25 protein-coding genes are annotated in these 23,862 nt (G+C 40.6%); 9 read left to right on the forward strand and 16 right to left on the reverse strand.

The window, feature by feature from the left end; all coding sequences use genetic code 11:
• Positions 1-22 precede the first annotated feature (22 nt).
• From ACAY00_RS12680 to ACAY00_RS12755, 16 genes are all read right to left on the reverse strand, one after another.
• Entirely contained in the window at positions 23-394 is a 372-nt protein-coding gene (locus ACAY00_RS12680; protein WP_371374330.1) for a putative zinc-binding protein, read from the reverse strand.
• Between the two features lie 161 nt (positions 395-555).
• Entirely contained in the window at positions 556-1,539 is a 984-nt protein-coding gene (locus ACAY00_RS12685; protein WP_371374333.1) for an AgmX/PglI C-terminal domain-containing protein, read from the reverse strand.
• Positions 1,532-2,062, reverse strand: coding sequence for an ExbD/TolR family protein (locus ACAY00_RS12690; protein WP_371374336.1), 531 nt, complete (start codon positions 2,060-2,062; stop codon positions 1,532-1,534). The genes ACAY00_RS12685 and ACAY00_RS12690 overlap by 8 nt, the downstream gene beginning before the upstream one ends.
• Positions 2,055-2,609, reverse strand: coding sequence for a biopolymer transporter ExbD (locus ACAY00_RS12695; RefSeq protein WP_371374340.1), 555 nt, complete (start codon positions 2,607-2,609; stop codon positions 2,055-2,057). The genes ACAY00_RS12690 and ACAY00_RS12695 overlap by 8 nt, the downstream gene beginning before the upstream one ends.
• 27 nt (positions 2,610-2,636) lie before the next feature.
• Entirely contained in the window at positions 2,637-3,254 is a 618-nt protein-coding gene (locus ACAY00_RS12700) for a MotA/TolQ/ExbB proton channel family protein (protein ID WP_371374343.1), read from the reverse strand.
• A gap of 1 nt (position 3,255) precedes the next feature.
• Positions 3,256-3,594 carry a hypothetical protein gene (locus ACAY00_RS12705; RefSeq protein WP_371374345.1) on the reverse strand — a complete coding sequence of 113 codons (339 nt, stop codon included), beginning with the start codon at positions 3,592-3,594 and terminating at the stop codon, positions 3,256-3,258.
• Positions 3,594-4,343, reverse strand: coding sequence for a tetratricopeptide repeat protein (locus tag ACAY00_RS12710; protein ID WP_371374348.1), 750 nt, complete (start codon positions 4,341-4,343; stop codon positions 3,594-3,596). The genes ACAY00_RS12705 and ACAY00_RS12710 overlap by 1 nt, the downstream gene beginning before the upstream one ends.
• Complete coding sequence (locus ACAY00_RS12715; protein WP_371374350.1) at positions 4,327-7,245, reverse strand: tetratricopeptide repeat protein; 2,919 nt, start codon at positions 7,243-7,245, stop codon at positions 4,327-4,329. Before ACAY00_RS12715 ends, ACAY00_RS12710 begins: the two co-directional genes overlap by 17 nt.
• Before the next feature lies 1 nt (position 7,246).
• On the reverse strand, positions 7,247-8,866 hold the full coding sequence (locus ACAY00_RS12720; protein ID WP_371374353.1) for a hypothetical protein: 1,620 nt from the start codon (positions 8,864-8,866) through the stop codon (positions 7,247-7,249).
• Between the two features lie 77 nt (positions 8,867-8,943).
• Positions 8,944-9,411 carry a hypothetical protein gene (locus ACAY00_RS12725; protein ID WP_371374355.1) on the reverse strand — a complete coding sequence of 156 codons (468 nt, stop codon included), beginning with the start codon at positions 9,409-9,411 and terminating at the stop codon, positions 8,944-8,946.
• A 118-nt stretch (positions 9,412-9,529) separates the two neighbouring features.
• Positions 9,530-9,871 carry an SH3 domain-containing protein gene (locus ACAY00_RS12730; protein WP_371374357.1) on the reverse strand — a complete coding sequence of 114 codons (342 nt, stop codon included), beginning with the start codon at positions 9,869-9,871 and terminating at the stop codon, positions 9,530-9,532.
• A 123-nt stretch (positions 9,872-9,994) separates the two neighbouring features.
• Entirely contained in the window at positions 9,995-11,047 is a 1,053-nt protein-coding gene (locus ACAY00_RS12735) for an OmpA family protein (protein ID WP_371374360.1), read from the reverse strand.
• Positions 11,048-11,340: 293 nt separating this feature from the next.
• The gene (gene hemE / locus ACAY00_RS12740) at positions 11,341-12,411 is read right to left on the reverse strand and encodes a uroporphyrinogen decarboxylase (protein WP_371374363.1); all 1,071 of its coding nucleotides are present in this window, start codon (positions 12,409-12,411) and stop codon (positions 11,341-11,343) included.
• 254 nt (positions 12,412-12,665) lie between these two features.
• Positions 12,666-14,318: a chaperonin GroEL gene (gene groL / locus ACAY00_RS12745; protein WP_371374366.1), complete on the reverse strand. Its 1,653-nt coding sequence runs from the start codon at positions 14,316-14,318 to the stop codon at positions 12,666-12,668.
• 77 nt (positions 14,319-14,395) lie between these two features.
• Positions 14,396-14,686, reverse strand: coding sequence for a co-chaperone GroES (locus ACAY00_RS12750; RefSeq protein ID WP_371374369.1), 291 nt, complete (start codon positions 14,684-14,686; stop codon positions 14,396-14,398).
• 158 nt (positions 14,687-14,844) lie between these two features.
• Entirely contained in the window at positions 14,845-15,339 is a 495-nt protein-coding gene (locus tag ACAY00_RS12755) for an FxsA family protein (protein WP_371374372.1), read from the reverse strand.
• Positions 15,340-15,571: 232 nt separating this feature from the next.
• On the opposite strand from ACAY00_RS12755, the gene cutA reads away from it, so the two are divergent.
• The 9 genes from cutA (at position 15,572) to ACAY00_RS12800 (ending at position 23,408) form a co-directional block, all read left to right on the forward strand.
• Positions 15,572-15,889, forward strand: coding sequence for a divalent-cation tolerance protein CutA (gene cutA / locus ACAY00_RS12760; RefSeq protein ID WP_371374376.1), 318 nt, complete (start codon positions 15,572-15,574; stop codon positions 15,887-15,889).
• A complete protein-coding gene (locus tag ACAY00_RS12765) occupies positions 15,889-17,742 on the forward strand; it encodes a protein-disulfide reductase DsbD (RefSeq protein ID WP_371374379.1) in 1,854 nt (617 codons plus the stop codon). Before cutA ends, ACAY00_RS12765 begins: the two co-directional genes overlap by 1 nt.
• Before the next feature lie 238 nt (positions 17,743-17,980).
• Positions 17,981-18,433, forward strand: coding sequence for a type II 3-dehydroquinate dehydratase (gene aroQ, locus ACAY00_RS12770; RefSeq protein ID WP_371374381.1), 453 nt, complete (start codon positions 17,981-17,983; stop codon positions 18,431-18,433).
• 23 nt (positions 18,434-18,456) lie between these two features.
• Positions 18,457-18,906, forward strand: coding sequence for an acetyl-CoA carboxylase biotin carboxyl carrier protein (gene accB, locus ACAY00_RS12775; protein WP_371374384.1), 450 nt, complete (start codon positions 18,457-18,459; stop codon positions 18,904-18,906).
• Between the two features lie 21 nt (positions 18,907-18,927).
• Positions 18,928-20,274 (forward strand): acetyl-CoA carboxylase biotin carboxylase subunit, encoded by a 1,347-nt coding sequence (accC, locus tag ACAY00_RS12780; protein ID WP_371374387.1) that lies wholly within the window; start codon positions 18,928-18,930, stop codon positions 20,272-20,274.
• A gap of 106 nt (positions 20,275-20,380) precedes the next feature.
• A complete protein-coding gene (locus ACAY00_RS12785; RefSeq protein ID WP_371374390.1) occupies positions 20,381-20,545 on the forward strand; it encodes an oxidoreductase-like domain-containing protein in 165 nt (54 codons plus the stop codon).
• 217 nt (positions 20,546-20,762) lie between these two features.
• Positions 20,763-21,482 carry a PEP-CTERM sorting domain-containing protein gene (locus ACAY00_RS12790; RefSeq protein WP_371374392.1) on the forward strand — a complete coding sequence of 240 codons (720 nt, stop codon included), beginning with the start codon at positions 20,763-20,765 and terminating at the stop codon, positions 21,480-21,482.
• 404 nt (positions 21,483-21,886) lie between these two features.
• Complete coding sequence (locus ACAY00_RS12795; RefSeq protein WP_371374395.1) at positions 21,887-22,705, forward strand: MOSC domain-containing protein; 819 nt, start codon at positions 21,887-21,889, stop codon at positions 22,703-22,705.
• Between the two features lie 106 nt (positions 22,706-22,811).
• The gene (locus ACAY00_RS12800) at positions 22,812-23,408 is read left to right on the forward strand and encodes an aminodeoxychorismate/anthranilate synthase component II (RefSeq protein ID WP_371374399.1); all 597 of its coding nucleotides are present in this window, start codon (positions 22,812-22,814) and stop codon (positions 23,406-23,408) included.
• The last annotated feature ends 454 nt before the right edge of the window (positions 23,409-23,862 follow it).

The following is a 23,862-nucleotide window of genomic DNA, read 5'->3' on the forward strand; positions in this document are numbered from 1 at the left end:
TAGCCTGACTTACGATTTTATGTTATTGAAATGAAAAGCCTTGCTCATCTAAAGACTGATAAATGGTCTTTAACAAAACAAAATTATCCAATAATGATGTGCCCCAGTTATCGACGATCTCAGCATCAAAATTACTTAGATTAATATAAAATTTAGGTTGAAATTGATGCGCGTTGATCGCACTTAGGGCACAGCCTTGGGTACAACCATCAATAGCAACTACCGGATTACCATCAATGTGGGCTTGCTGAATCGACACGTTATCAATTTTTAGCAGTTGACCAAAATTATCTTTATCCATTGATTTTGCAATACTTTGACCGATTTGACCGTGTCGGCACTTCCAAGCACAAGCGTTAATACTGGTGCAAGAATATATAATTGTATTTTTCATGGCCCCCCCATTCAAGTGAGGTCAAATTATAGCCTCACTTGGATTTTTAGCCCTTGATTGAAATCAACCAGCGCCATCACCAAAAAACAATAAAATGCGATAAATCAATGAGTTAAAATAACTTATCAATATTTAATCTATGGTTAACTTATTTCCATCGACTAGCTGATGGTCATAAAGTTAAAGGTATAATTTATTCGAACCGACTCGGTGCCTTTTTGCCCAAATTGGATTAACTTTATTCGTCGGATCAATTTATTTTCTAACTCTGCAAAATTTAATTCACTGACCAACATGTTGGCCAAGCTCACTTGGCCTTGCGCCGAAATTTCAAGGTTGACAGTAAACTTGCCTTCAATATCGGGCTTTTTACGTAAAGCTCGGCGATAAATGCTATACAGAGCGCCTTTGTTTTTATCCAAAATAAGTCTAATAGAATCCACGCTTCGACTCTCAACTGGCGCCGTGTTCTTGCTCTCAATTGGCGTTGATGGCGCACTTAAGTCACTCCCTACACGATCAGTTTGTGACACCAGTGGATACTGCTTTTTGAGAGTTAAATCGTGTTCAACATCGACAATATTAAGCTCATCACTGAGTCTTTTGCCTTGGGTGTTAACAGTGCTGTTAGTTAATGGTTTGTGCATCCGCTGAGTCGCTACTTGGCTCAGTATTTGTTGGTGCTGATTTACATCAGAGTCTGGTTGTTCAAAAGGCATTGGATTGGCGGTTGTCGATGGTGCATTTAGGGCGACATTTGGCGTTAGTTTGTTAAGTTCAACGGCATCTTTTAATCCCGATAATTGATTACTAAGAGCTAACAGCCCCGAATTTTTCGCCCTTTTACGCGCCATAGCCAAAGCATTAGCCGATTTCAGTTGAGGTGTTTCTGCTTCGCTCGTCCCCCCTTGCTCTATGTTTGATGAAGGGCGTTTAGGCTTAGGATCAGGCTGTTCGGTTTTCTGTATGCGTACAAACTGCGTCACCGGCTTTGTCTTTATGGGCTGTAGCTGCTTAGGCAAATCAACAAAGCAAACATAGCCAAAAAACGGCAAAGTAAAACAAAGCAATAATAACACTATCCACTTAAGGCGCTTGTTTTCATCTTGCTTTATGCGCAATGAAATGTCGTTATCTTCAATCACGGCTGTCCCCTGCCCTGTATTGAGGGCTACTTACATCCGCTGGGTATAATTTTTCTACGGCCAGAGAAATATCCGCAAAACCACTGTCAGCCGATGTATTCATTACCCGCTTTAGCAGGTTATATGGGGTGTTTTTATCGGCTAAAATATTAATGGCTAGAGCCTCATCATTGTTTTTTGATACCAAATCAAGTTGTTGTTTATGTTCATTAAGCGCCTTAGTTAGTGACTCGATAAATTCAGCTTCAGGAACAATATCTTTAATACTGATAAGTTTTTTGCCTTGCAGTAACAGCTCATTCTTGGTGAGGGTAATATTAAGGTTATCTTTTGCCACGGCATTAATATGTGAGCTTGGTAGCTCTATGGCGTCATGCTTTTGTAAAACCTGCACTTGAGACGAATTCACCAGTAAGAAAAAGACTAAAATAGTAAAAATATCCATTAAAGAGACCAGTGACAAACGTGTGGGTTGCGAGGTTTTGCTAAAATACCCTTGCTCAAACTTTATTAACTTACTCATGAACAATTCCTAATGGCGCTGTAATTTTCGGGCCGGCCACTGAACGTAATAAAGGCGCGTCTTTTAATACCACATTGGGAAATAGCTCGGCGTCTACCAAAGATGCCGCGACCACGGCTGGGTATGAACGTGTTTTTTCCATTAAGGTAATAATGGTTTGATAGTCAATGTCAGGCTCGAGTGATAACACAATGTCTTTTTTATCAACGCCTTGTTCTAACAGCATGACTTTTAGCGACTTTAAGGTCGTGATTAAGGTTTGATAATCGTACTTGTGTTGTTTTTTTTCTATCTCGACAAGTAAATTATCTTGTGGATAAAAAACATAAATCGACTGTTCTCGCACCACCAAATCAATCGGCTGCTGCTGTTGCTCTATTGACAGTGGGGGTAAAGACCACTCAGATGTTGGTAATTGAATATTAAACACGCTTAGGTGCGAAGACACCATCATGACTAAAAGTACAGGCACCAATACCACCATCAAGTTCAAAAATGAGGTGATATCGAGCTCGGCTTCAAACTGACTTACTTTAGGTTTTTTCATCTCTATGTTCTGATTATTTCAACGGCACTATTTTTTTGTTAGCGTATTAAAAACTTTAACACTGGCTACATGCAGGTGACTGACCAACTCGGCGGTTTTGGTTTGCAACATGGAATGCAGCATCAGTAAAGGAATAGCCGATATTAAGCCAAACGCGGTAGTGTTCATTGCCACTGAAATGGACTGTGACAATAGCGACGCCTTCTCGGCAGGATTCGCACTGGCAATGGCAGAGAAGGCCGCGATTAGACCTAAAATGGTCCCAAGTAATCCAAGCAAAGTGGAAATATTAGCGAGGATAGATAAATAAGGCGTTCGTTTTTCTAACCTTGGCATACTTTCAATTAATGCTTCGTGCATCACCGATTCAATATGATCTTTATCTTGTTGTTGTTGCCAACTTTTTGCCCCACTTACCAATACTTTTGACATAAGTGATGGGTGTTCAAGATTGGCTAAAGCATGAAAATCTCTTTTAGATAAGATAGGTTCAATGATATCTAATGAGGCATTAACCTTACGCTTTTCCTGAAACAAGAAAATTGCCCGTTCAATAGCGATAGCAACACCGGTGAATAAAACAACGGCAATGGGTAACATGAAGGCGCCGCCTTCTTGAAAAAAACGAACAATATTGTCTAACATTTTACTTCTCTTCTCTCGCTGATTTTAACGTATTTGCGCGCTCAAAATATGCTTCGCGCTCAAGGTGTTCTATAGAAACTGGTTTTTTGGCTTTATCCAACTGCAGTGACTTTAACTCGGTGGTTAACGGCATTGGCTTTAATTGTTGCCAGCTCAAAGCCGCACGAATTTGTGGCTCATGATGAATAGCAACATATTCGCTCTCAATTTCCGCTAACACGGTCATTTTTTTAGCGTTATTGTCGGTTGCAGGGCCACCTTCTTGTTTTTCCTGGGCAAAAACAGGCCGGATAAATACCGACAAAAATAAGACAAGCACTAAACTTTTGCTGAGCATCATTACGACTTACTCTCTTGTTGTTTAAGTTGGCGTGATAAATCTTTAATCCAATATTGCACGCTCTTGTCTTGTTCTACGCTGAGGTCCAAATACCGCTTGTAATGCGCCAGTGCCTGCGTTTTTTGTTGTAAATAGAGATCATATAAAATGCCCAAATTACGATGGGCTAAGGCATAGTCTGGCCAACTTTTTAATGCCAATAAATAGTGCTGTTTGGCCAATGAAAAGTCTCCCGTTTGTCGATATAATGTCGCCAATCGGTTTTGCGCCACATAATTCAAGCCATTGACTCTTACGGCCTGTTGATAAAAACCCAGCGCATCATTACGTTTATCTTGCCTCTTTTTAATGTCCCCCAAGTGGACATATAACCCAGATAAGTTTGGATTTTGCGCTATCAATCGAGTAAACAACTGCTCGGCTTGTTCAAGCTTGCCTTGTTGCTTATGTCTAATCGCCAAATGTATTTGAGCGCGCACTGCTGGCAAAACCCATACTTTTTGGGCCTTGTAACGGTTGATTTCTTTGTTTTGTTCAAGCGCTTGCGCACTGTTTCTAGAAGATGGTTCTGTTAACAAGGTATTGGTTTGTGTTTTAGCGCTTGCTTGCTCTATCGGATCAGAGCGCTTGCTATCATTTGGCACCGAACTCTGATTGCCTGTGCTAACACACGCACTAAGCAACGCGGCGATACTAAAGGACAAGCACCATCGTTTGGTATCCGATATTCTATTAATGAATGTCTGCATAATCTTGTTCTAATTGCTCTTTTTTAAAGTATCTAACGGGTAACAACTGCGCCAATATTGAAAGCGACTGTTCGATATTTGGATCTAGGCCTGTTGAAATGCGCTTCACATTTAATTCGTGCAACTCAATCGCCTTTTCTTCAAAGGGGTAAGCTTGCTCTTCTAGCATAAATTCGTATTCTTGAAGCTCCAGCTCTGATAATCCATTAGGTCGTTCTGAATTGAGTAAATCTTTGGCAAAAGTTCGATAGATTTCGGCCATATTAAAATTGGCATCCGTTGCGTACTCATCCACGGCTAAGGCCAAAATATCACTGTAGCCCTGCAAGGCTGATGCCATTGATTGCTGTTTTTGTTGTAACTTTTGTTCAAAGGGCTGGATCAGTTTAATGGAATTAAATCTTGCCATACTCTCATCGGCAAAGACTTTTAGCGCCATCGAGGCTAAATAACGTGAACGTTCGGTGCTTTGATTGCCAGCTTGTTTATTCGATTCGACAAGCTTTTGCAGCCAAAACTTTTGTTTACCCAATTCACCATTACGCTGATATATTTGACTTAATTTAAACTGAGCCGCCATCGTTTTTGCCAGTGGCATAGGGTAATTATTGGCGTAACTTCGATACGCTATTCGAGCCTCTTCAATGTTATTAAGCTTCTCAAACAAAGTGGCCGCTTGCCATAACATGGTTTGAGTCTGCTCACTTCTAGGGTGCGTTTGCCAAATAGTTGCATATAAGGTGGCCGCTTGCTCTAGCTGGTTATTTTGTTCAAACGCATAAGCGAGCTTAATTTGTGCATCGGTTTGCTGCCATGGGCTATTGGGAGTTTTGACCAGTTGCTGTAAATAAGGAATAGCGTGTGTCCAAGCTTGTTGCTGAATATACAACATGGCCAACTCATAACGCGCAGTAAGTGTAAGAGAGCCTTCGTAACTCATGGTTAAGAAACGCTTGAAATGCGCAATACTTTGTTGCCTGAAGCGGGTTTTTAGCTTACCACTCGAAGAGTCGACTTGCGCCAAACTTTGCTCACCTTGTTTATAAATAGCCCGTAAAAAAGCGGCCCTTAAAGGTTTATATTGGTCTGAATCTTGATTAACTAGAGTCAGTGCTTTTGCATATTTTTGCTCGGCTTGGGCATACTGGTTTAAAGCAAAATGACTGTCTGCGAGAATTAACCATAAGGTTAATTGCTGTCTTTTGGTTAACGGAGCAGGTTGGCCATATGGTGGTTGAAAAATATTATCGACACTGACAATGACCTCAGGATAACGACTGAGCTGAAAGTATTGCTGGGCTAGACTGATTTGCACCGCTAATGCTCTGACATCAAAGAAATACCGCTGAATAAAGCGCTTTTTGGCATCAATCTGTTGAGCAATCACCTTAGTGTTATTCAACGCTGCCTCTTGCCACCTTTGATACAACGTGATTAAAGCATACGCAGCATCGCTAGACGCTTGTGAGCGAACCCGTGTGCCATTTTTGTGGTCTATATTGGTGTCTGCAGTGATGTCAGAATAGGCTAAGCGTTGATACGCTTTTTCAGCTAACTTAAAGTCGCCAGATGCCGCGTAGCTGTGCCCAAGACGCAACAAGCTTTGCTCATAGTGCCGATCATTTTCGTAGCGTTGAGTGTATTGTTTATTCCAATAAATGGCCTTTGCAAACAACGCATTGAGTTGTTGCATTGAGGCTTTATCTCCGAGCTGATTGGCCATCGCCTGAGCTTGCTCAAACTGCTCTGTCGCTAAGGTAAAAACGATGTCTTTTATTTTATTAAAAGCCTGAGTTTTATAGCTTGATGCCGACGCCTGCCAATAGGGTTGTCCCATTGCATAATGCTCAACAAAATAAGCCCGTTGATTATACAGTTGCTCTGAATACCCCGCTTGTTCCAAAAGATCTAAAATGGCAAGTTCATAAACAATATTTTCAGGGTTTAGACGGTTATTTTCGATTAGGTTTTGATACACTAAAACGCTGTCGCTGTATCTTCTTTCCTGTAAATAATAGGTCGCTAATGCTTGATAACTGAGGTCGCTATATGGTGCTTTATTTTGCTGAAAAAAATGATTTATCGAGTCCACACCATCAAGTAATGCAAACATATAGGACATCATGGTAAAAGATTCTTCGGTAAAGGCCTTATTTCTTGTGGCCATTTGAGCAACTAAACTGGGAATATCTTTCACCGGCTCAGATAATTGATTAAGCGTCGTAAAATCTAACACATCCGTAAAAAGGGTTAATGACTGTTGATACTCGGCTAACTTGAAATGACTCCAAGCCAACATGTAGGTTGTCATCAAGTGATATTGTTGATTCGGCTTTGCCAGTAACACTTGCTTGAATATATCGACGGCTTGTTGATAATCACCATCAAAAAATAAAATTTCAGCGCGTCGATATTTGGCTTCAATAAGGTAAGGACTATTGGGGTATTGCTCAATTAAGCGTGCAAGGGTATTAAAACTTAATTCGACTTCATCAATACCATCATACACTCGAGCCAACTGATACAACACTTGATCCTGTTCGTTAAAGTCATCAGAGGTAGATAGGAACGACTCAAGTTGTGTTGCAGTCTTCACTAACTGCTGCTTTTGTTTAGGGCTAAGCGCTGACTTTTGTTGGAGCATTTGAAGCTGGGAAACCAGCAATTTAGTAAATCCGTTAATCAATCGAACACGCTGTTCTTGGCTTTCAACGTTATCAAAAAGCGTACGATAGTTTTCAACAAGCTGTTGAAAATAGACAGGTTCACTACTGCTTTTAGCTCTAGCCAATTGGATCTTTGGCTTAAGTTCTAACTCGTTTATGGTTTTGTTGTTGGCGCAACCAGATAAAACCAACCCGAGATAAAATAAGAAGATAGCGGTATAAGGTTTATGGCTCATGTTATTCACTCACCACGGTGTTTTTTTGCCCTAAACTACCGGGAGCTTGATGGTCACCAATAAGCTGTGCTTGCTGTAACTGTAGTAGCGCCATACTGGCGTACTGTTGGTAGTAATTTAGCTCTTTCTTTTGCTGGTTTAGCGAGTTGGTTAATAAGCCGGTTGCCGCTAGTTGTTGCTCAACAAGTCGCTGTTGCAACTGTTGTGTCTTGGCATTAATTTGCATTGCAATGTCATTTAACGGGGTTTTTGATTGTTGCCTTATTTCAGCGATCAAACCTTTAATGTTATTTAAACTGGTTTTATCGACGGTTTTTTCTTGACTCATTTGCAGTGCACTTTGTCTGAGTGCTTGTAAATAATCGTGGCGAAACGAGCGTTCTAAACTAGGGCTTGGTAACCCCCCATGCTGATAAATCCGCACCGCAAGTTGAGCCAGTTGGTGTTGAAGGCTTTGCAAATACCTAAGCATGTTTTTAAGTTCATTTATTTGCGCTAAGTGCTTGCTAAATTCTGGTGCCCTAACCGGTTCAGCAATCCCTAAATGAGGACTTAATATGATGTCAAACCCTAAACCTTTTATGGGCTGATAAGACGCTACTTTGGCGGCAATAATGGGATGAAAGTCATACATTGTTGGCAAAAAGGAAGGCTCTGTTACTTTAATCAAGGTTTCATCAATAAATCTTTGCTGCTGACTAAAATAATCTAAACTAGATTGATAGGCATGAATGGACTGCTCGGGCATGTTCAATTGCTCAAAGGCATAAGCAATAGCAACATAGGCCTCTCGTTTATAAGCTGAGTCGTCTGGTTGATTTAACAGCGTCTGCCAAATGGTAATGGCTGTTGCTAAGTCTTGCTGCTGAAAGTGTAACCAGCCTAGCCCTAATAAGGCCAGTTGACTTTCCCGACCGTCTAGTCCTACCCGAGAAAAGGCCGATTTAGCCAATGCATATTCTTCGCTTTGTAAGTAAGTAAAAGCCAGTAATACATTCGCTTTATCGGCTAGCGCAGCTAACAGTTTAGGATCATTGGCGTTGAGCCTAGCGCTTATATACGATAAGTGTTCAATAGCCGCTTGTTTGTTACGAGATAATAAATGCTGTGCTAAGGAAAAATGTGAAGCAAAAAAGTAAGTATCGTGTTCCTTAAAAAGCGATAACTGTTGTTTAGCTTGGCTTAGTTCATTCGCCCGTAAATTCAATTGAACAGCAATATACTGTAGCTGACTGTTAAACAGCTGAGGAACATTTTTACGCAACCTATCCAATAATTGAAAAGTCAATTGATCATGCCCCTGAGCAAATAGCTCAACAACCAATTGCTGTAATGTCGAGCTGTTTTCTTGAGCAAGCGATGGTATTAAGTTTTGCTCTAATAAGACTTGATAGGCTTGTTCATGCATACCGAAATAAGCCAGTAATTCAAGCTCTAGTTGAGCGTACTCGTTGGTTGTTGGCACTTGCCTGTAGCGCTTAGCAATCTCAAATTCAACCAATGCGGAAAAATAGTTGCCCTGCAAATATTCATTTTTAGCGACTGCATCCATAACGGTCGCTTGATAAGTGGCTAAAGGCTCATTCTCTTTTGTAACAGCATCAGCAAAAAGAGAGGTCATCAGAAGTACTGAGGTAGTTAATAAAGCCGACAATTTGCTGAAATGGCCCTTTAGCCCTCTTCCTTGCCACATAATGACTATACTTCCCTGATGACGAATTCAAGTAAATCGGAGTCATTTTCGAATGCTTGTAGATGCAGTAATTTTTCGTATTTTGTTTTTTTAAACTGCGCTTTTAAACCTCTTTTAATCGTTCGTTCGTTTTGGGTACCGCTAAAAAACACCGTAATTAGATGCTCTCCAGAGGCCACATTCCCGATAAAGAAGCGTTGCGCACCACCATTATCGAGTGCGACCACTTCTTGATCATAAAAGCTTTTTTCAAACACCGGTATACCGTCGATAACCACTTTTATATGATACAAGTCGATTTGAGCAGGAGCTTGATTAGACAAATATAAAACCAAACGAGAAGACTGTGGATACAGAAGGTCTTGTTCCACCTCAATAAGCTTGCGCCCCAAGGTGAGCATATCCGATTTAAGGGTGGTTAATGGCAAAGAGGCATTAGCCCCATGCGCTAATGGCAAAAGTGGGGGCTGCATACATAAAAATAACGTCAGGCCTACGATTATTGCTCGCCTGTATACAAAGTTCACCCTAATTCCCCTAATACTTCTTAATGACGCCCTAAGCCTGAAACCATTTCAACATGCTTCTTGATTAGTCACTAATAACTTGCAGATGACCAAATTTATCTATCGTTATCGTTTGATTTTCCAAGCCACGAGCCTTCAGTAACTCGGTAGCGCTTATCCAACCAACATGACCATTAAGCGTCCTAATTTTAAAAAAACCTTTGCTTGCATCAAAAACCTGAAAAGGTTGTTGCTGCTCAATGCTATAAAACACGTCGCTGTCACTGCTAGGTGCTAGACGCAAGTCTAAATAAGGCTCAACAACTTGCAGCACTAGATCATCTTTTACCAGGTATAAGTTTGAACAGGCGGTAATGGTGAATAGTAAAATTCCGAAAAAAAACTTAACGAAAGCGACGACATTCATATGCGTTAACTACTTACTGACGATTTATTTGGCATTATTATTTTTTATATAATGCCAAATAAATGAGGTTAAATATTTGAACTAGATTAAATCTTGGTCACAATTGTTAAAATAATTTAGCCTTTAATAAAATACTTCTATGGTCAAAGTTACGCGTGGCGGTTGTAGATTATTATCCAATTCATGCTCTGGTCGTTTTTCACCCTGGCGTTTTATCAACAAACGCTCACTCGCAATATCAAATTCTTGCATTAAATATTTTTTCGCAACCAGAGCTCTTTGCCTTGGCATATATAAATTTAATGTTGGGGTGTCATCGTGGTGAAAATGCCCTTCAAGTAGCAACTTAGTATTTTGCTGTTGCTTCAATAATCGGCCAATACAAGACAATTTCTTGCTGCTTACTTGTGATAACGTGTCGTCAGCATCTAAAAAATAAAGTTCTACCACGTTCTTCTTAAGAGCGTTCTCTGTCGTGATGCAATTGTCAAACCGCTCAACGAGGGGATATTTAGCCACGACTTGGTCATCGCCTTGGCTTTTTTTTGCCTGCGCAGTTTGGCTGACTAATAAAGCACTATTGTTGCGCTCTTTGGGTAAAAAAATTGGTTGTGGCTTACGCGGAGAAAACGTGTACGTTAAGCCAATGTTGGCGATGAAAAAGGAATGGTTATCGGCAACATTAAAATACAGTTTACTCTCAGCATAGGATGACAAATGTTCTGTCATCGCAAAACGATACCCGACCCCAAGATTTAATGAAAACTGACTGTCTTCAAATTCGAAGTGGTTAACGCCCGCAACCGCATAAACCGGAATAATGGTAAAGTGATTGAGTAGCTCAACTGATGTCATCATCTCTTGATGTATAACATCAACATGTCTAAAGTCATTATACTCAATGTTTCTGTGGCTTAAACGCAAGTCAACGTCGTAGTCTAAGGTGGTACTAAAGTCGAAACCGTAACCTGAACTAAAATCGGTGGATTGTATGGGTTGCTCGGCTTCTTGGTTTTCGGCTTTAAACCCTAGAGCGTGAGCCCCAAGGTTAAATTCAGTCAACAAAAAGTTATCCTCAGCGGATGCCTGTGGCTGAATGTGATTGTTCAGTTCTTGAGCCTGCAATGGCAATACAAGTCCCAAAAAAACAAGGTGAATAAAGAAAATCTTTAACATATTTTAAGCTACAAAAACTGTGACTGCTGCCACGCCAAAGCCAGCAAACGGGTGCGTATAACGACCAACCTAGTTGCATCAATGAGCCTCTAAAGGCCTTGCCTGTTAAACTAACATAGAACCCTTGTTGGGAGACAAATTAAGGCAGCTTTCTTGTTATAGATCAAAAGGCTGGCTAGTTTTATAACACACAGAAAAAGAGAGAAGATGGGCAATTCAAACTGGCGAGATAAGGCGTACTCTTGGGCAATAAAAAAGGCAGTCAGTGACTGCCTTTCATATAGTATATGCTCTTACTTTTGATGAAATGGTTTACTAAATTTATGCACCGCATCAATAAAGTAACCAGCATGCTTCGGATCGACGTCTGGGTGAATGCCATGGCCTAAATTAAATACATGGCCTGTGCCTTTATCACCAAAACCGGTCAAAATTCGTTGTACTTCTGACTCAATGCGCTCTTTCGGTGCGTAGAGCATCGATGGGTCCATATTACCTTGTAATGCAACTTTATCGCCGACGCGTTTAACCGCATCTTCAATATTAATGGTCCAGTCTAGCCCCACCGCATCACAACCTGTTGCCGCTATATCTTCTAACCACATGCCACCATTTTTAGTAAACAAAGTGACCGGGACTTTACGACCTTCATTTTGACGATTTAAACCGTCAACGATTTTCGCCATATACTGCAGAGAGAATTCTTTATACATAGCTGGAGAAAGTACGCCTCCCCAGGTATCAAACACCATAACCGACTGCGCACCAGCGGCAATTTGTGCATTTAGGTACTCAATAACTGAATCGGCTAATTTATCTAACAACAAATGAAGCGTTTGCGGCTCTGCAAACATCATTTTCTTAATTTTTGTAAAGCCTTTTGAACTGCCACCTTCAACCATGTAGGTCGCTAGTGTCCAAGGACTTCCAGAAAAACCAATTAAAGGAACACTGCCATCAAGCGCTTTTCGAATAGAGCGGACCGCATCCATGACGTATTTAAGTTCACCTTCTGGATCGGGTAAGCCAATTTTTTTTACATCAGCGGCACAGGTAATTGGACGTTCAAACTTAGGCCCTTCACCGGTTTCAAAGTAAAGCCCTAGCCCCATCGCATCAGGGATGGTTAGAATATCACTAAATAGAATCGCCGCATCTAATGGGTAGCGACGCAGTGGTTGTAAAGTCACTTCGGTTGCCAGTTCGGTATTACGACATAATGACATAAAGTCACCAGCATCTTTACGGGTTTCTTGATATTCAGGGAGGTAACGCCCTGCCTGACGCATCATCCACACAGGTGTATATTCTACAGGTTTACCAAGCAATGCTCGTAAATAAGTATCGTTCTTTAAATTTGACATAAACTCGACCAGATAGGTTAATCATTATATGTGAGCAATGAGATTCACTGCTTTTTATTATTTTGTTATTGTATCGAAAATTCAGAGACTTTTACCGATTAGATCAAATTAATTGCATTTATATCAAGATTATTTAATTTTGGTTAAAGCAACGATCTAAAAACACACTTATAAATGAAATTAATCCATAAAAAAACCAGAAACAGCGTGCTGTTTCTGGTTTTGTAAAAGTGACGTTATTTAACGAACTGGGGTTACATCATGCCCGGCATACCGCCGCCCATGCCACCCATACCGCCCATATCAGGCATTGCTGGTGAAGCGTCATCTTGCGGTGCATCCGTTATCATAGCTTCGGTTGTAAGCATTAAGCCGGCTACAGACGCTGCAAATTGTAATGCGCTACGAGTTACTTTTGTTGGGTCTAGAATACCCATTTCCAACATATCACCGTACGTTGAGTTACCGGCATTGTAACCAAAGTTACCTTCGCCGTTTCGCACTTCGTTCAATACAACCGATGCTTCATCACCACAGTTGGTAACGATTTGACGAAGTGGCGCTTCCATTGCACGAAGCGCTACGTTAATACCGTGCGTTTGATCTTCGTTTGCACCTTCAAGTGCTTTGATCTTGTCAGCAACACGAACAAGTGCGGTACCACCACCGGCAACAACACCTTCTTCAACTGCGGCACGAGTTGCATGCAATGCATCTTCGACGCGAGCTTTCTTCTCTTTCATTTCAACTTCAGTAGCCGCACCAACTTTGATGACAGCAACACCGCCAGCCAGCTTAGCTAAGCGTTCTTGCAGTTTTTCTTTGTCGTAATCTGAAGAAGACTCTTCGATTTGACCACGGATTTGAGCAACACGAGCATTAATTTCAGCCTCTTCACCGATACCATCAATGATGGTGGTGTTATCTTTTGAAATAACCACACGTTTAGCTTGACCTAGGTCTTCTAATGTCGCTTTTTCAAGCTCCATACCAATCTCTTCAGAGATAACGGTACCAGCCGTTAAGGTTGCGATGTCTTGAAGCATAGCTTTACGACGGTCGCCAAAACCAGGGGCTTTAACCGCTGCTACTTTCACGATACCACGCATGTTGTTAACGACAAGAGTCGCTAGCGCTTCACCTTCAACATCTTCGGCAATAATTAATAATGGCTTACCCGCTTTTGCCACACCTTCTAAGGTTGTTAAAAGCTCACGGATATTAGAGATTTTTTTATCAACTAATAAGATGAATGGGTTCTCAAGTTCAACGGTGCCATTTTCTTGGTTGTTGATAAAGTACGGAGATAAGTAGCCACGATCAAATTGCATACCTTCAACCACATCAAGTTCGTCAGTTAGTGCTTGACCTTCTTCTACGGTGATAACACCTTCAGTACCCACTTTTTCCATTGCTGTAGCAATGATTTTACCTACGGTGTTGTCAGAGTTAGCCGAAATGGTACCTACTTGTTCAATCGCTTTGTTGTCGGCACATACTTGAGAGATGTTTTTAAGCTCGATAACGGCTGCCGTAACAGCTTGGTCGATACCGCGTTTAAGATCCATTGGGTTCATACCCGCAGCAATTGATTTTAAACCTTCTTTAACAATAGCTTGTGCTAATACAGTCGCAGTTGTTGTACCGTCACCGGCCTCATCATTGGCTTTAGAAGCAACTTCTTTCACCATTTGTGCGCCCATGTTTTCAAATTTATCGGCAAGTTCAATCTCTTTCGCTACACTGACCCCGTCTTTAGTGATTGTTGGACCACCAAAGCTTTTGTCTAATACAACGTTACGACCTTTTGGGCCTAATGTTACTTTTACTGCATCGGCAAGAATGTTGACGCCTTTAAGCATTTTTACACGTGCGTCATTACCAAATAATACGTCTTTTGCTGACATGATGTTTTCCTTTATTCTTTATCGACAACGACGTTTGTCGTTCATTGTCTGTTCAATTGGAGTATGGGAACGAGCAATTATTCAACAATTGCTAAAATATCGCTTTCACTTAGGATAAGCACTTCTTCACCGTCAATTTTCTCGGTTTTAACACCGTAACCTTCATTAAAGATAACGTGATCGCCAACTTTTACATCCAAGGCGCGAACTTCACCGTTTTCGAGGATGCGACCGTTGCCAACAGCGATTACTTCACCGCGAGTCGACTTTTCTGCTGCACTGCCTGTTAATACAATTCCGCCAGCAGATTTAGCTTCTACTTCTTTACGTTTAATGATTACACGATCGTGTAAAGGACGAATGCTCATTTATATCTCCTGATACTGATAGATAATGAATTACAATTTTTTGTTAATGAAGAAATGGGGTGCAATATTCTGATCTCAAGAGTGAAATCGAAAAAAATTTAAAAAAAAGGCCAAAATTTGATCTTCATTTGGCCTTAATCTTAAGTGAACGTTTTCAATTAATTTTTTCGCTCAAATTCACCTTCTATGGTGGTGTTATCTTTAACCTTATCTACCGAAGGTGGTTGCCCTTGCTCAAATGAGTCAAAGCTTTGATGGTGAAAAGATTGCGAAAAGCCTTGTTGCGATACACTTGAGTGCACAATCAGTTTCTTTTTCACGAGGTTTATCATCATTTGACGGGTAACTGGCCACAAAATTAAAAAGCCAAATATATCGGTAATAAAACCTGGGGTAATTAGCAACACACCAGATACTAACAACAACAATGCGCCAATAATTTCATCCGATGGCATTTCGCCAGTGTGAAGCTTATGCTGTACTGATTGATAAGTCGCCATCCCTTGCTGTTTCACCCGATAAGCACCTAACCATGCGGTAATAATAACTATCGCAATGGTTTGCCATGCCCCAATTAATGCCCCTACATTAATTAATACAAGGATTTCTAGGATGGGCATAAAAACAAATAGTAAAAATAAAATTCGAAACATATTGGATCCGCAAGTGACGATAAAACGTTTAAGCCAATTAACCCGTTTTTGCCCGTCATAAATATCTGGCTAGGTCGGATAAATTTAACTTGTTACATGAAACTTATATGGGGTTAAAAGGGTCTATTTCAAGCGCATAGGTAAGTAAAGCTTGCAATTGGCCTAAGATTAAATCATAAACAGTTTAAATAATACCAATCCCATTAAGATATTTTAAAAAGGGTGTAAGTAAATGTATCATCTGGTCTTAACGAACTGCCCAGACCAACAGAGTGCACACAAAATAGCCAATGGTTTAGTTGCAAAGCAACTGGCCGCCTGTGTTAATATAGTGCCTAAAATTCAATCTGTTTATCAATGGCAGGGCGAGATACATTGCGATAATGAAGTGCAGTTACTAATAAAGTCAAAAGCGAGCCTTTATTTACGCATTGAACAATACATAATGGATAACCATCCATATGATGTGCCAGAAGTTATTGCTCTGAATATCCAGCAGGGCAGTAAAGCATATTTAAACTGGATCAACGACACGGTAGTAGATACGTAATGCGCTCGATATTCAGCATATTTTTACTCGTTTTAAGTACTTTTTCTTATTCGGCCCACGCTCAAGATTCTATTTTTGACACGAGCCTAAACTCATTGTTCAGTAATCAACAAGAGTTTTTACATGTTGATCAAGCTTTCCAACTTGATTTTTACCAGCAAGGTGAAGAGTTAGAGTTATTTTTTAATATTGCTGATGGCTACTACCTGTATCAAAACAAATTAAAATTCAGCATAAAAAATGGTGACATTAGCGACACCATTTTACCACCTGCGGTCGATCATGAGGATGAGTACTTTGGTATTCAACCCGTCTATTATGAACAAGCAAAAATAGGCGTGATAATTAGTCAGGCAGTTGATAATGCCGAACTGACCGTCACCTATCAAGGCTGTGCAAGTAAAGGTTTATGTTACCCTCCAACTAAAAAAACATTACCAATAAACAAGCTCATATTGCCAGCAAGCGATGCAAGCGCGGCTTCACCGCTGAATGTTTTATCGGCCATTTCTTCGACTGCGAATCCTTTAGAAAATGTATCGAACAATGCACCAGAGGCTATCTCTTTAGCCGACAATTCGGTTAGCCAACAGCATGAGCTTGCTTCAATGCTTGCCGGTAACAGCCTGTTACTTACCCTACTGTCATTCTTTGGCTTGGGAGTGTTATTATCATTTACGCCATGCGTATTTCCTATGTACCCAATTTTAACTGGGATCATTGTTGGTCAAGGCAATCAATTAACCACCAAAAAAGCCATTGCGTTGTCATTTTCTTATGTTCAAGGGATGGCAATAACCTACACCCTATTAGGGGTTGTGGTAGCCCTTGCTGGCGCCCAATTTCAAGCCGCATTTCAACACCCTGCGGTACTGATTATATTAAGCATTTTGTTTGTATTTTTAGCCCTATCTATGTTTGGGGTCTTTAATTTGAGCCTACCGGCCAGCTGGCAAAACAAGCTGACTCATTTAAGCAATAAACAAAAAGGTGGCTCAAGCTTGTCTGTTTTTGTAATGGGCGCAATTTCTGGATTAGTGGCTTCACCTTGCACTACGGCCCCCCTTACTGGCGCATTAATTTACATAGCTCAAACGGGTGATGTGGTGATTGGTGGTTCAGCATTATATGCGCTGAGCTTAGGAATGGGGTTACCGCTTCTGGTATTAGGAAGTTCTGGTGGCAAACTATTACCTAAAGCGGGCCAATGGATGAATGTGATCAAAAACATCTTTGGCTTATTATTACTTGCCGTTCCCATCTTCTTATTAGAACGCTTTATCGATGAGTCTGTGGCCAATTTGTTATGGGCATTACTCGGCCTTTCTGCAGCCACCTACTTTTATGTGGTCAATAGCAAAACAAACACCGGAAGTTTTTGGTTTGGTCTGCGTTCGTTGATAATATTTATGATGTTGTTTTTCTCTGCCAACTTTGGCTATCAAACACTTTTTCCCAGCACTAGCCATATAAATGCACCTGCACACAAAGAGTTTGTGAAAGTATCGTCGTTAGATGAGTTATACCAACAAGTTGCAAACGCTAATGCCAATGGCCAGAGTGTGATGCTAGATTTATACGCTGATTGGTGCGCCGCTTGCAAAGAATTTGAAAAATACACCTTTCCAAAACCCGAAGTACAAAAAGCATTAGAAAACACCTTACTGGTGCAAATTGACTTAACCGATACTGGCACCGACGCTAATGTTGAAATCATGTCACACTTCAATGTATTTGGATTGCCGTCTATTTTGTTTTTTGATCAGCAAGGAAACGAACTCGACTCACAACGTATCACCGGCTTTATGTCGGCCCCCGAATTCGCTGCTCATATTGAAAAGCTGTTCAGTTAACCTGCATAGATAGACCTCTTGGCAATCAAAATGTAAAAAAGGCAAAAGCATGAAAACGCTTTTGCCTTTTTTGCATCTGCGCTGATTAGACCAGTAATTTGGTGCTAATGTCTGCGAAAATCACTATAATGTGCCCGCATCCTAATTTTTACATATTTTCACTGGTCATTTACATGATATTTATGCAAATATGTAGGGAATGGTAAAATAAAAACAAATTCAATGGATTTAGCAGCAGATGGCAACAAAGTTTAAAATTTTAGTGTTAAACGGCCCTAACTTGAACATGTTGGGCGTAAGAGAGCCTGATGTGTATGGCGCACAGACATTAGAACAGATCATTTCTGCGTTAACAGAACGCGCAAATGAACTGGGGATATCGCTCGACCATCTGCAAAGTAATGCCGAATCTGAACTAATCAATAAGATTCATGATGCGTATCAAAATACAGATTTTATTATCGTTAACCCAGCAGCATTTACTCATACTAGCGTAGCGCTTAGGGATGCTCTATTAACGGTTAATATTCCATTTGTCGAGGTACATTTGTCTAACGTACACAAACGTGAATCTTTTCGACATCATTCATACCTTTCGGATATCGCCGAAGGGGTGGTGTGTGGTTTGGGGGCCCAAGGTTACAACTATGCTTTGGACTATGCCTATAACACATTGAAAAAAAATAATTAATATAATCATTACAAGGTAAACTAATGGATATTCGTAAAATTAAAAAATTAATCGAACTTGTTGAAGAATCAGGTATTAATGAGTTAGAAATTTCAGAAGGCGAAGAATCTGTACGCATCAGCCGAGGCGGACAAATTGTATCGAGTGCGCCAGCTCCTGTATTTCAACAAGCTGCGGCTCCAGCACCAGCGCCTGCAGCAACGCCAGCACCTGCTACCGATGCCCCTGTTGAATTAACAGGTCACATTGTACGTTCACCTATGGTTGGTACCTTTTACTCAGCGGCCGCACCTGGTTCGCCAGCGTTTGTTGAAGTTGGTCAACACGTTAATGCGGGTGACACATTATGTATCATCGAAGCGATGAAAATGATGAACCAAATCGAAGCCGACAAATCAGGTGTTATCAAGCAAATCCTTGCACAAAATGAAGACACAATCGAATTTGACCAACCTCTATTCGTAATTGAATAAACCCAATTTAAGGTTAGTTTCATGTTAAATAAAGTAGTTATCGCCAACAGAGGCGAAATTGCATTACGTATTTTACGTGCATGTAAAGAGCTTGGAATTAAAACGGTTGCCGTTCATTCCACAGCCGATAAAAATTTAAAGCACGTGCTATTAGCGGATGAAACCATTTGTATTGGTAAGGCATCGGCACTAGATAGTTATCTAAATATCCCTCGCTTGATCACAGCAGCGGAAGTTACCAATGCCGATGCGATTCACCCTGGCTACGGCTTTCTTGCCGAAAATGCCGACTTTGCCGAGCAAGTTGAAGACTCAGGTTTTGCCTTTATCGGCCCTCTAGCCGATAGCATCAGATTGATGGGTGACAAGGTGTCTGCTATTGCTGCCATGAAAAAGGCGGGTGTACCTTGTGTACCAGGCTCTGATGGTCCATTAACAGATGACGATGCGGCGAACCTAGCCCATGGTGAGCGCATTGGCTACCCTGTTATTATCAAAGCATCTGGTGGTGGTGGCGGTCGTGGTATGCGAGTGGTACGAAGCGCAGATGAATTACTTGAAGCCATTCAACTTACCAAGTCAGAAGCTCGAAGCGCGTTTAATAACGATATGGTTTACATGGAGAAATTCCTTGAGAACCCACGTCACGTTGAAATTCAGGTTTTAGCGGACGGCAAAGGCAATGCAATTCACTTGGCTGAACGTGACTGTTCAATGCAGCGTCGCCACCAAAAGGTTGTTGAAGAAGCACCAGCTCCAGGTATTAGCCCTGAGCTTCGCGCTAAAATCGGTGCCCAATGTTGTAATGCCTGTATCGAAATTAACTATCGTGGAGCGGGTACTTTTGAATTCTTATATGAAAATGGCGAGTTTTATTTCATTGAAATGAACACCCGTATTCAAGTAGAGCACCCCGTTACCGAGATGATCACCGGTGTTGACTTAATTAAAGAGCAACTTCGTGTGGCAGCAGGTTTAGGCTTAACCGTGACCCAAGATGATATCAAAGTAAACGGTCATGCTATTGAGTGTCGTATTAACGCAGAAGATCCACGCACGTTTATTCCTTCACCGGGTAAAATTTCTCGCTTTCACCCACCAGGTGGTATGGGTGTGCGTTGGGATTCGCATATTTACACCGACTACTCGGTACCGCCGCATTACGATTCCATGATCGGAAAGTTGATCACTTACGGTGAAACCCGAGATGTGGCAATTGCAAGAATGAAAAATGCTCTTGATGAATTAGTGATTGACGGTATTAAAACCAACATAGCTTTACAAGAAGACATTATGAACGATCCTGGCTTTGCTAAAGGTGGTGCCAACATTCATTATCTTGAAAAAAAATTAGCCGAGCATAAATAAGTTTTCTTATCTTTGACAGCTAAAAACCCTGCTTTGGCAGGGTTTTTTATTGGCTTAAACTTAGATAGTATAAAAAGATTAGAATGTGACAATAATTGAGAACGAAATGTCTGACAAAATAGAGCAACTTGAAAAGCCTGTCCCGCCAGCAGATGGTGAATGTTGTGAAAGTGGTTCATGTAACCCATGCGTATGGGACAGTTATTATGCTGAACTACAACAATGGCGCATTGAACAAAGTAAATTAAAAGAACAGCAAGAGCAAGATTAACGTCTTGCTTTGCCCTTTCACCCGCCAACGACTCCACCTGCCCCTCTGAGCTAACACGAATACGACTAAAAATTGTCAGCTTTTTTTACATATTTAATTTTTTAATCAACGCAGTCCTTGACATGCCAAAGTAAGCAACTGATAACTTTTAGGTTCTTTTTCGCGGAATAAAATATGCATGAAACCCTTGTATAATCACGCATAGGGGACAAAAACAATGCATGGTATTAAAATTTTTATCTTATTTTTGCTTTTAACCTTATCTTTCATGGCAAACAGTGCCGTCATTACCTATTCAAGCTTTTTTCATGCTGGCACGGAACACGTAAATTATAAAGTAACCGTGGACGACGTCGCTATTTCAGGAAAATTTTTAGTTACTTATGAAGTGACCTCTAATGTTGTTGGAAAGCTTACTGGGTTCTTCTTTGATTTTGGTCCGATAACTGAAGATCGAACTCCTGCTAATAGCCCTGTTTGGGATCCAGATACTAGCGATCCATACGCTGATGAAACCGCACTCGGGTTAAGTAATGAATCAAATCCCAGTAATTCTTTAGTTTGTGCCAAAGCCTTTGGCGATGTAAATAGTGTGAGTTCTGGTGGTTGTAGTTCTACTTTTAATATCGGTGATTTTTGGATTAATGGGGTGGATTATCAGGGCTTCTTATTCGATGTCGGTTTAGCTTGGAAAACGAATGATTTAACACCTCCTGATACCAGTGGTCAGTTTGCGATTAATAAAAATGGCTTTACACTTGCAAGTTGGGGAATAGTCGGCCTAAGGGGACAAGCAGTAGATGGTGATGGCAGTGCCAAAGAATTTGCCTTAGTGAGCACCAGACGCCCTGATGATAGAAGCCTACCTGAGCCTGCAACACTTTTCATTTTGGCTTTAGGTTTGATTGGTCTGGGGGCTGTACGCAAAAAAGTTTAGCCTGTTTGAGTGCTTAATAGATGTCGGCAAATTTTACATTTAGTTTGCTTTTTAGCCAGGCAATCGGAGATGCACTTTTGATGTCGTTGAATTTAAAGGGCTTTATTGTTTCTTTGCAAGTTGGCTCCTTTTTTGCTCTTTAAGTACTGCTACTAGTTTGAAGTCCAAACTACATTAAATGCTCGCAATTTTTTCCAGAACGTTTGCCCTTCATTTGAAGGGCTTTTTTCTTGCTAAAAATTTATCTTTGTTTGTCTTTAACTGAGGTTTTTAATTGGTGAACAACGATGACTTGAACAAACATCCCATCCCCCTAAAGCAGATCATTTACTACCTTAACCAAGTCATAAATTGCTATATTAGACAAATAAATAACTTGCCACTTACACACACTGGATATTTTGATGATCACGTTAACGGATATTATGATCTACCCAATAAAATCGACTGCGGGAATCGCCCTAAACAAGGCACATATTGGTGACACTGGTTTGCCTTTAGATCGTCATTTTGTTATTACCGATCTTAATGGGAAATTTATTACTGGCAGAACCAAAGCCCAGTTGGTTCATGTAAAAACCAAAATGCAGGGGCAAGCTTTATCTGTCCGTGCTCCAGGCATGCCTGATCTTGAATTAAACCCGCTAAACTTTGCAAATGAATACCAACAAGTGCAAGTTTGGCAAGACAAGATTGACGGTCAAACATGCAATAAAGAAGCTGACGACTGGTTTAGCCAATACCTAAATACGCCATGTCGTTTATTTTACTACGGTCATAAAAGTGCACGTCAGGTGGTTAATAGTGAACACCAACTCAGTTTTGCCGATGGTTTCCCGTTACTTGGGATTTCTAAAGCCTCATTAGATGATTTAAACCAAAAGTTAGCCGAGCCTGTGACAATGGCGCAATTTCGCCCTAATTTAATATTTTCAGGTACCTTACCATTTGCTGAAGATGGTTGGCTCCAAATTGCCATCGGGGAATGTCAGTTCTTAGTCGCGAAACCTTGTAGTCGATGCATTTTTACTACCGTAGATGCTTTAACAGGCGAGCGTAATCCTTTGCGAGAACCGTTAACTACACTAATGAAATATCGCCAAGCAGAAGACGGTCAGATTTATTTTGGTCAAAATATGATCCCATTGACCAAGGGAGAACTGAATGTTGGCGATGAAGTTAGAATTCTTTCAAATCAGAAACCGCTCAAATTAAATGGATAAACCAATACTAACAACTTATTTTAATAGCCCCTAACCACCACAAAGCCTTTATTTCTGTGGCTTTTAGTGGAATAATCCATGGCCAAAATGTAATGGTATTCTTCCTATGATATTGATGATTGATAATTATGACTCGTTTACTTTTAACCTAGTGCATTATTTTATGCATTTGGAACATGAGGTTAAAGTGATTCGAAACGATGAATTAACCATTGAGCAAATTATTCAATTATCACCATCCCATATCGTGATTTCTCCAGGTCCTTGCGATCCTAATCGCGCCGGTATATCGCTTGAAGTATTAGCGAAATTGTCTGATCGCTTTCCTATTTTAGGCGTTTGTCTGGGACATCAATGTATTGCGCAACATTTTGGTGGCAAAGTGGTTAGGGCAAGCAAAGTCATGCATGGCAAAACCAGCCTCATTAATCACAATCAGACGGGCCTATTTCAAGATCTTAACAACCCACTGCAAGTAACTCGATACCATTCCCTGCTCATTGAGCCTAATACCTTACCCTCATGCCTAAAGGTCACAGCGTGGATTGAAAACGAATTAGGCGAAAAAGAAATAATGGCGATTGAGCATACACAACTGCCGATTATGGGCGTTCAATTTCACCCAGAATCTGTTCTCACCGAACAGGGACATGAGTTATTGGCAAACTTTTTATCTTTAACGGCCAATATGGTCACTCGTTGATGAACGACGAGCTCAAATAAACGCAATAAAAGTACCCTACTTATTTTTCACATTGCCCGATTTCTTCGTGGCTCTATTCAAATAGCCTATTCTACCTCTTCATTAGATTTGATTTTATCTTCCGCCTTACACCAAGCTAATAAGCCAATGTGTGTTCTTTAAGGTAATACCAACACCTTAGGATCTATCAAGAGAGCTCATTTTATGCTGTTAACAACCCCGTTTACATCAGAATAACAATTTCAATAAAAATGCCCTATAAGTGGCTGTAAACAGTGTATTTTATTGGCTTAAATGGCAATAAAAACAGAGTTTATTTGACAAAAATAGTTATGCATTATTTTTGAATAAATGCGCTAACCCCTTATTTTTATTGGCTTATAGCCATTCTCAATGAAGACAAGTTGCAACATTTCTGACATAATGTTGCAACAAAATCGAACAAGGCCCGACA

This window comes from Thalassotalea sp. 273M-4 (genome assembly GCF_041410465.1).
GTDB classification, from domain to species: domain Bacteria; phylum Pseudomonadota; class Gammaproteobacteria; order Enterobacterales; family Alteromonadaceae; genus Thalassotalea_A; species Thalassotalea_A aquiviva.

Bases quoted from the DNA above. Each gene is read 5' to 3' on its own strand.
- ACAY00_RS12755 (WP_371374372.1), bottom strand. From the start codon at position 15,339: ATGTTTCGAATTTTATTTTTACTATTTGTTTTTATGCCCATCCTAGAA.
- ACAY00_RS12680 (WP_371374330.1), bottom strand. From the start codon at position 394: ATGAAAAATACAATTATATATTCTTGCACCAGTATTAACGCTTGTGCT.
- aroQ (WP_371374381.1), top strand. From the start codon at position 17,981: ATGGCAACAAAGTTTAAAATTTTAGTGTTAAACGGCCCTAACTTGAAC.
- cutA (WP_371374376.1), top strand. From the start codon at position 15,572: ATGTATCATCTGGTCTTAACGAACTGCCCAGACCAACAGAGTGCACAC.
- hemE (WP_371374363.1), bottom strand. From the start codon at position 12,411: ATGTCAAATTTAAAGAACGATACTTATTTACGAGCATTGCTTGGTAAA.
- ACAY00_RS12705 (WP_371374345.1), bottom strand. From the start codon at position 3,594: ATGATGCTCAGCAAAAGTTTAGTGCTTGTCTTATTTTTGTCGGTATTT.
- groL (WP_371374366.1), bottom strand. From the start codon at position 14,318: ATGTCAGCAAAAGACGTATTATTTGGTAATGACGCACGTGTAAAAATG.
- ACAY00_RS12800 (WP_371374399.1), top strand. From the start codon at position 22,812: ATGATATTGATGATTGATAATTATGACTCGTTTACTTTTAACCTAGTG.
- ACAY00_RS12725 (WP_371374355.1), bottom strand. From the start codon at position 9,411: ATGCAGCCCCCACTTTTGCCATTAGCGCATGGGGCTAATGCCTCTTTG.
- ACAY00_RS12710 (WP_371374348.1), bottom strand. From the start codon at position 4,343: ATGCAGACATTCATTAATAGAATATCGGATACCAAACGATGGTGCTTG.
- ACAY00_RS12735 (WP_371374360.1), bottom strand. From the start codon at position 11,047: ATGTTAAAGATTTTCTTTATTCACCTTGTTTTTTTGGGACTTGTATTG.
- accC (WP_371374387.1), top strand. From the start codon at position 18,928: ATGTTAAATAAAGTAGTTATCGCCAACAGAGGCGAAATTGCATTACGT.
- accB (WP_371374384.1), top strand. From the start codon at position 18,457: ATGGATATTCGTAAAATTAAAAAATTAATCGAACTTGTTGAAGAATCA.
- ACAY00_RS12730 (WP_371374357.1), bottom strand. From the start codon at position 9,871: ATGAATGTCGTCGCTTTCGTTAAGTTTTTTTTCGGAATTTTACTATTC.
- ACAY00_RS12700 (WP_371374343.1), bottom strand. From the start codon at position 3,254: ATGTTAGACAATATTGTTCGTTTTTTTCAAGAAGGCGGCGCCTTCATG.
- ACAY00_RS12715 (WP_371374350.1), bottom strand. From the start codon at position 7,245: ATGAGCCATAAACCTTATACCGCTATCTTCTTATTTTATCTCGGGTTG.
- ACAY00_RS12795 (WP_371374395.1), top strand. From the start codon at position 21,887: ATGATCACGTTAACGGATATTATGATCTACCCAATAAAATCGACTGCG.
- ACAY00_RS12695 (WP_371374340.1), bottom strand. From the start codon at position 2,609: ATGAAAAAACCTAAAGTAAGTCAGTTTGAAGCCGAGCTCGATATCACC.
- ACAY00_RS12790 (WP_371374392.1), top strand. From the start codon at position 20,763: ATGCATGGTATTAAAATTTTTATCTTATTTTTGCTTTTAACCTTATCT.
- ACAY00_RS12765 (WP_371374379.1), top strand. From the start codon at position 15,889: ATGCGCTCGATATTCAGCATATTTTTACTCGTTTTAAGTACTTTTTCT.
- ACAY00_RS12750 (WP_371374369.1), bottom strand. From the start codon at position 14,686: ATGAGCATTCGTCCTTTACACGATCGTGTAATCATTAAACGTAAAGAA.
- ACAY00_RS12785 (WP_371374390.1), top strand. From the start codon at position 20,381: ATGTCTGACAAAATAGAGCAACTTGAAAAGCCTGTCCCGCCAGCAGAT.
- ACAY00_RS12720 (WP_371374353.1), bottom strand. From the start codon at position 8,866: ATGACCTCTCTTTTTGCTGATGCTGTTACAAAAGAGAATGAGCCTTTA.
- ACAY00_RS12690 (WP_371374336.1), bottom strand. From the start codon at position 2,062: ATGAGTAAGTTAATAAAGTTTGAGCAAGGGTATTTTAGCAAAACCTCG.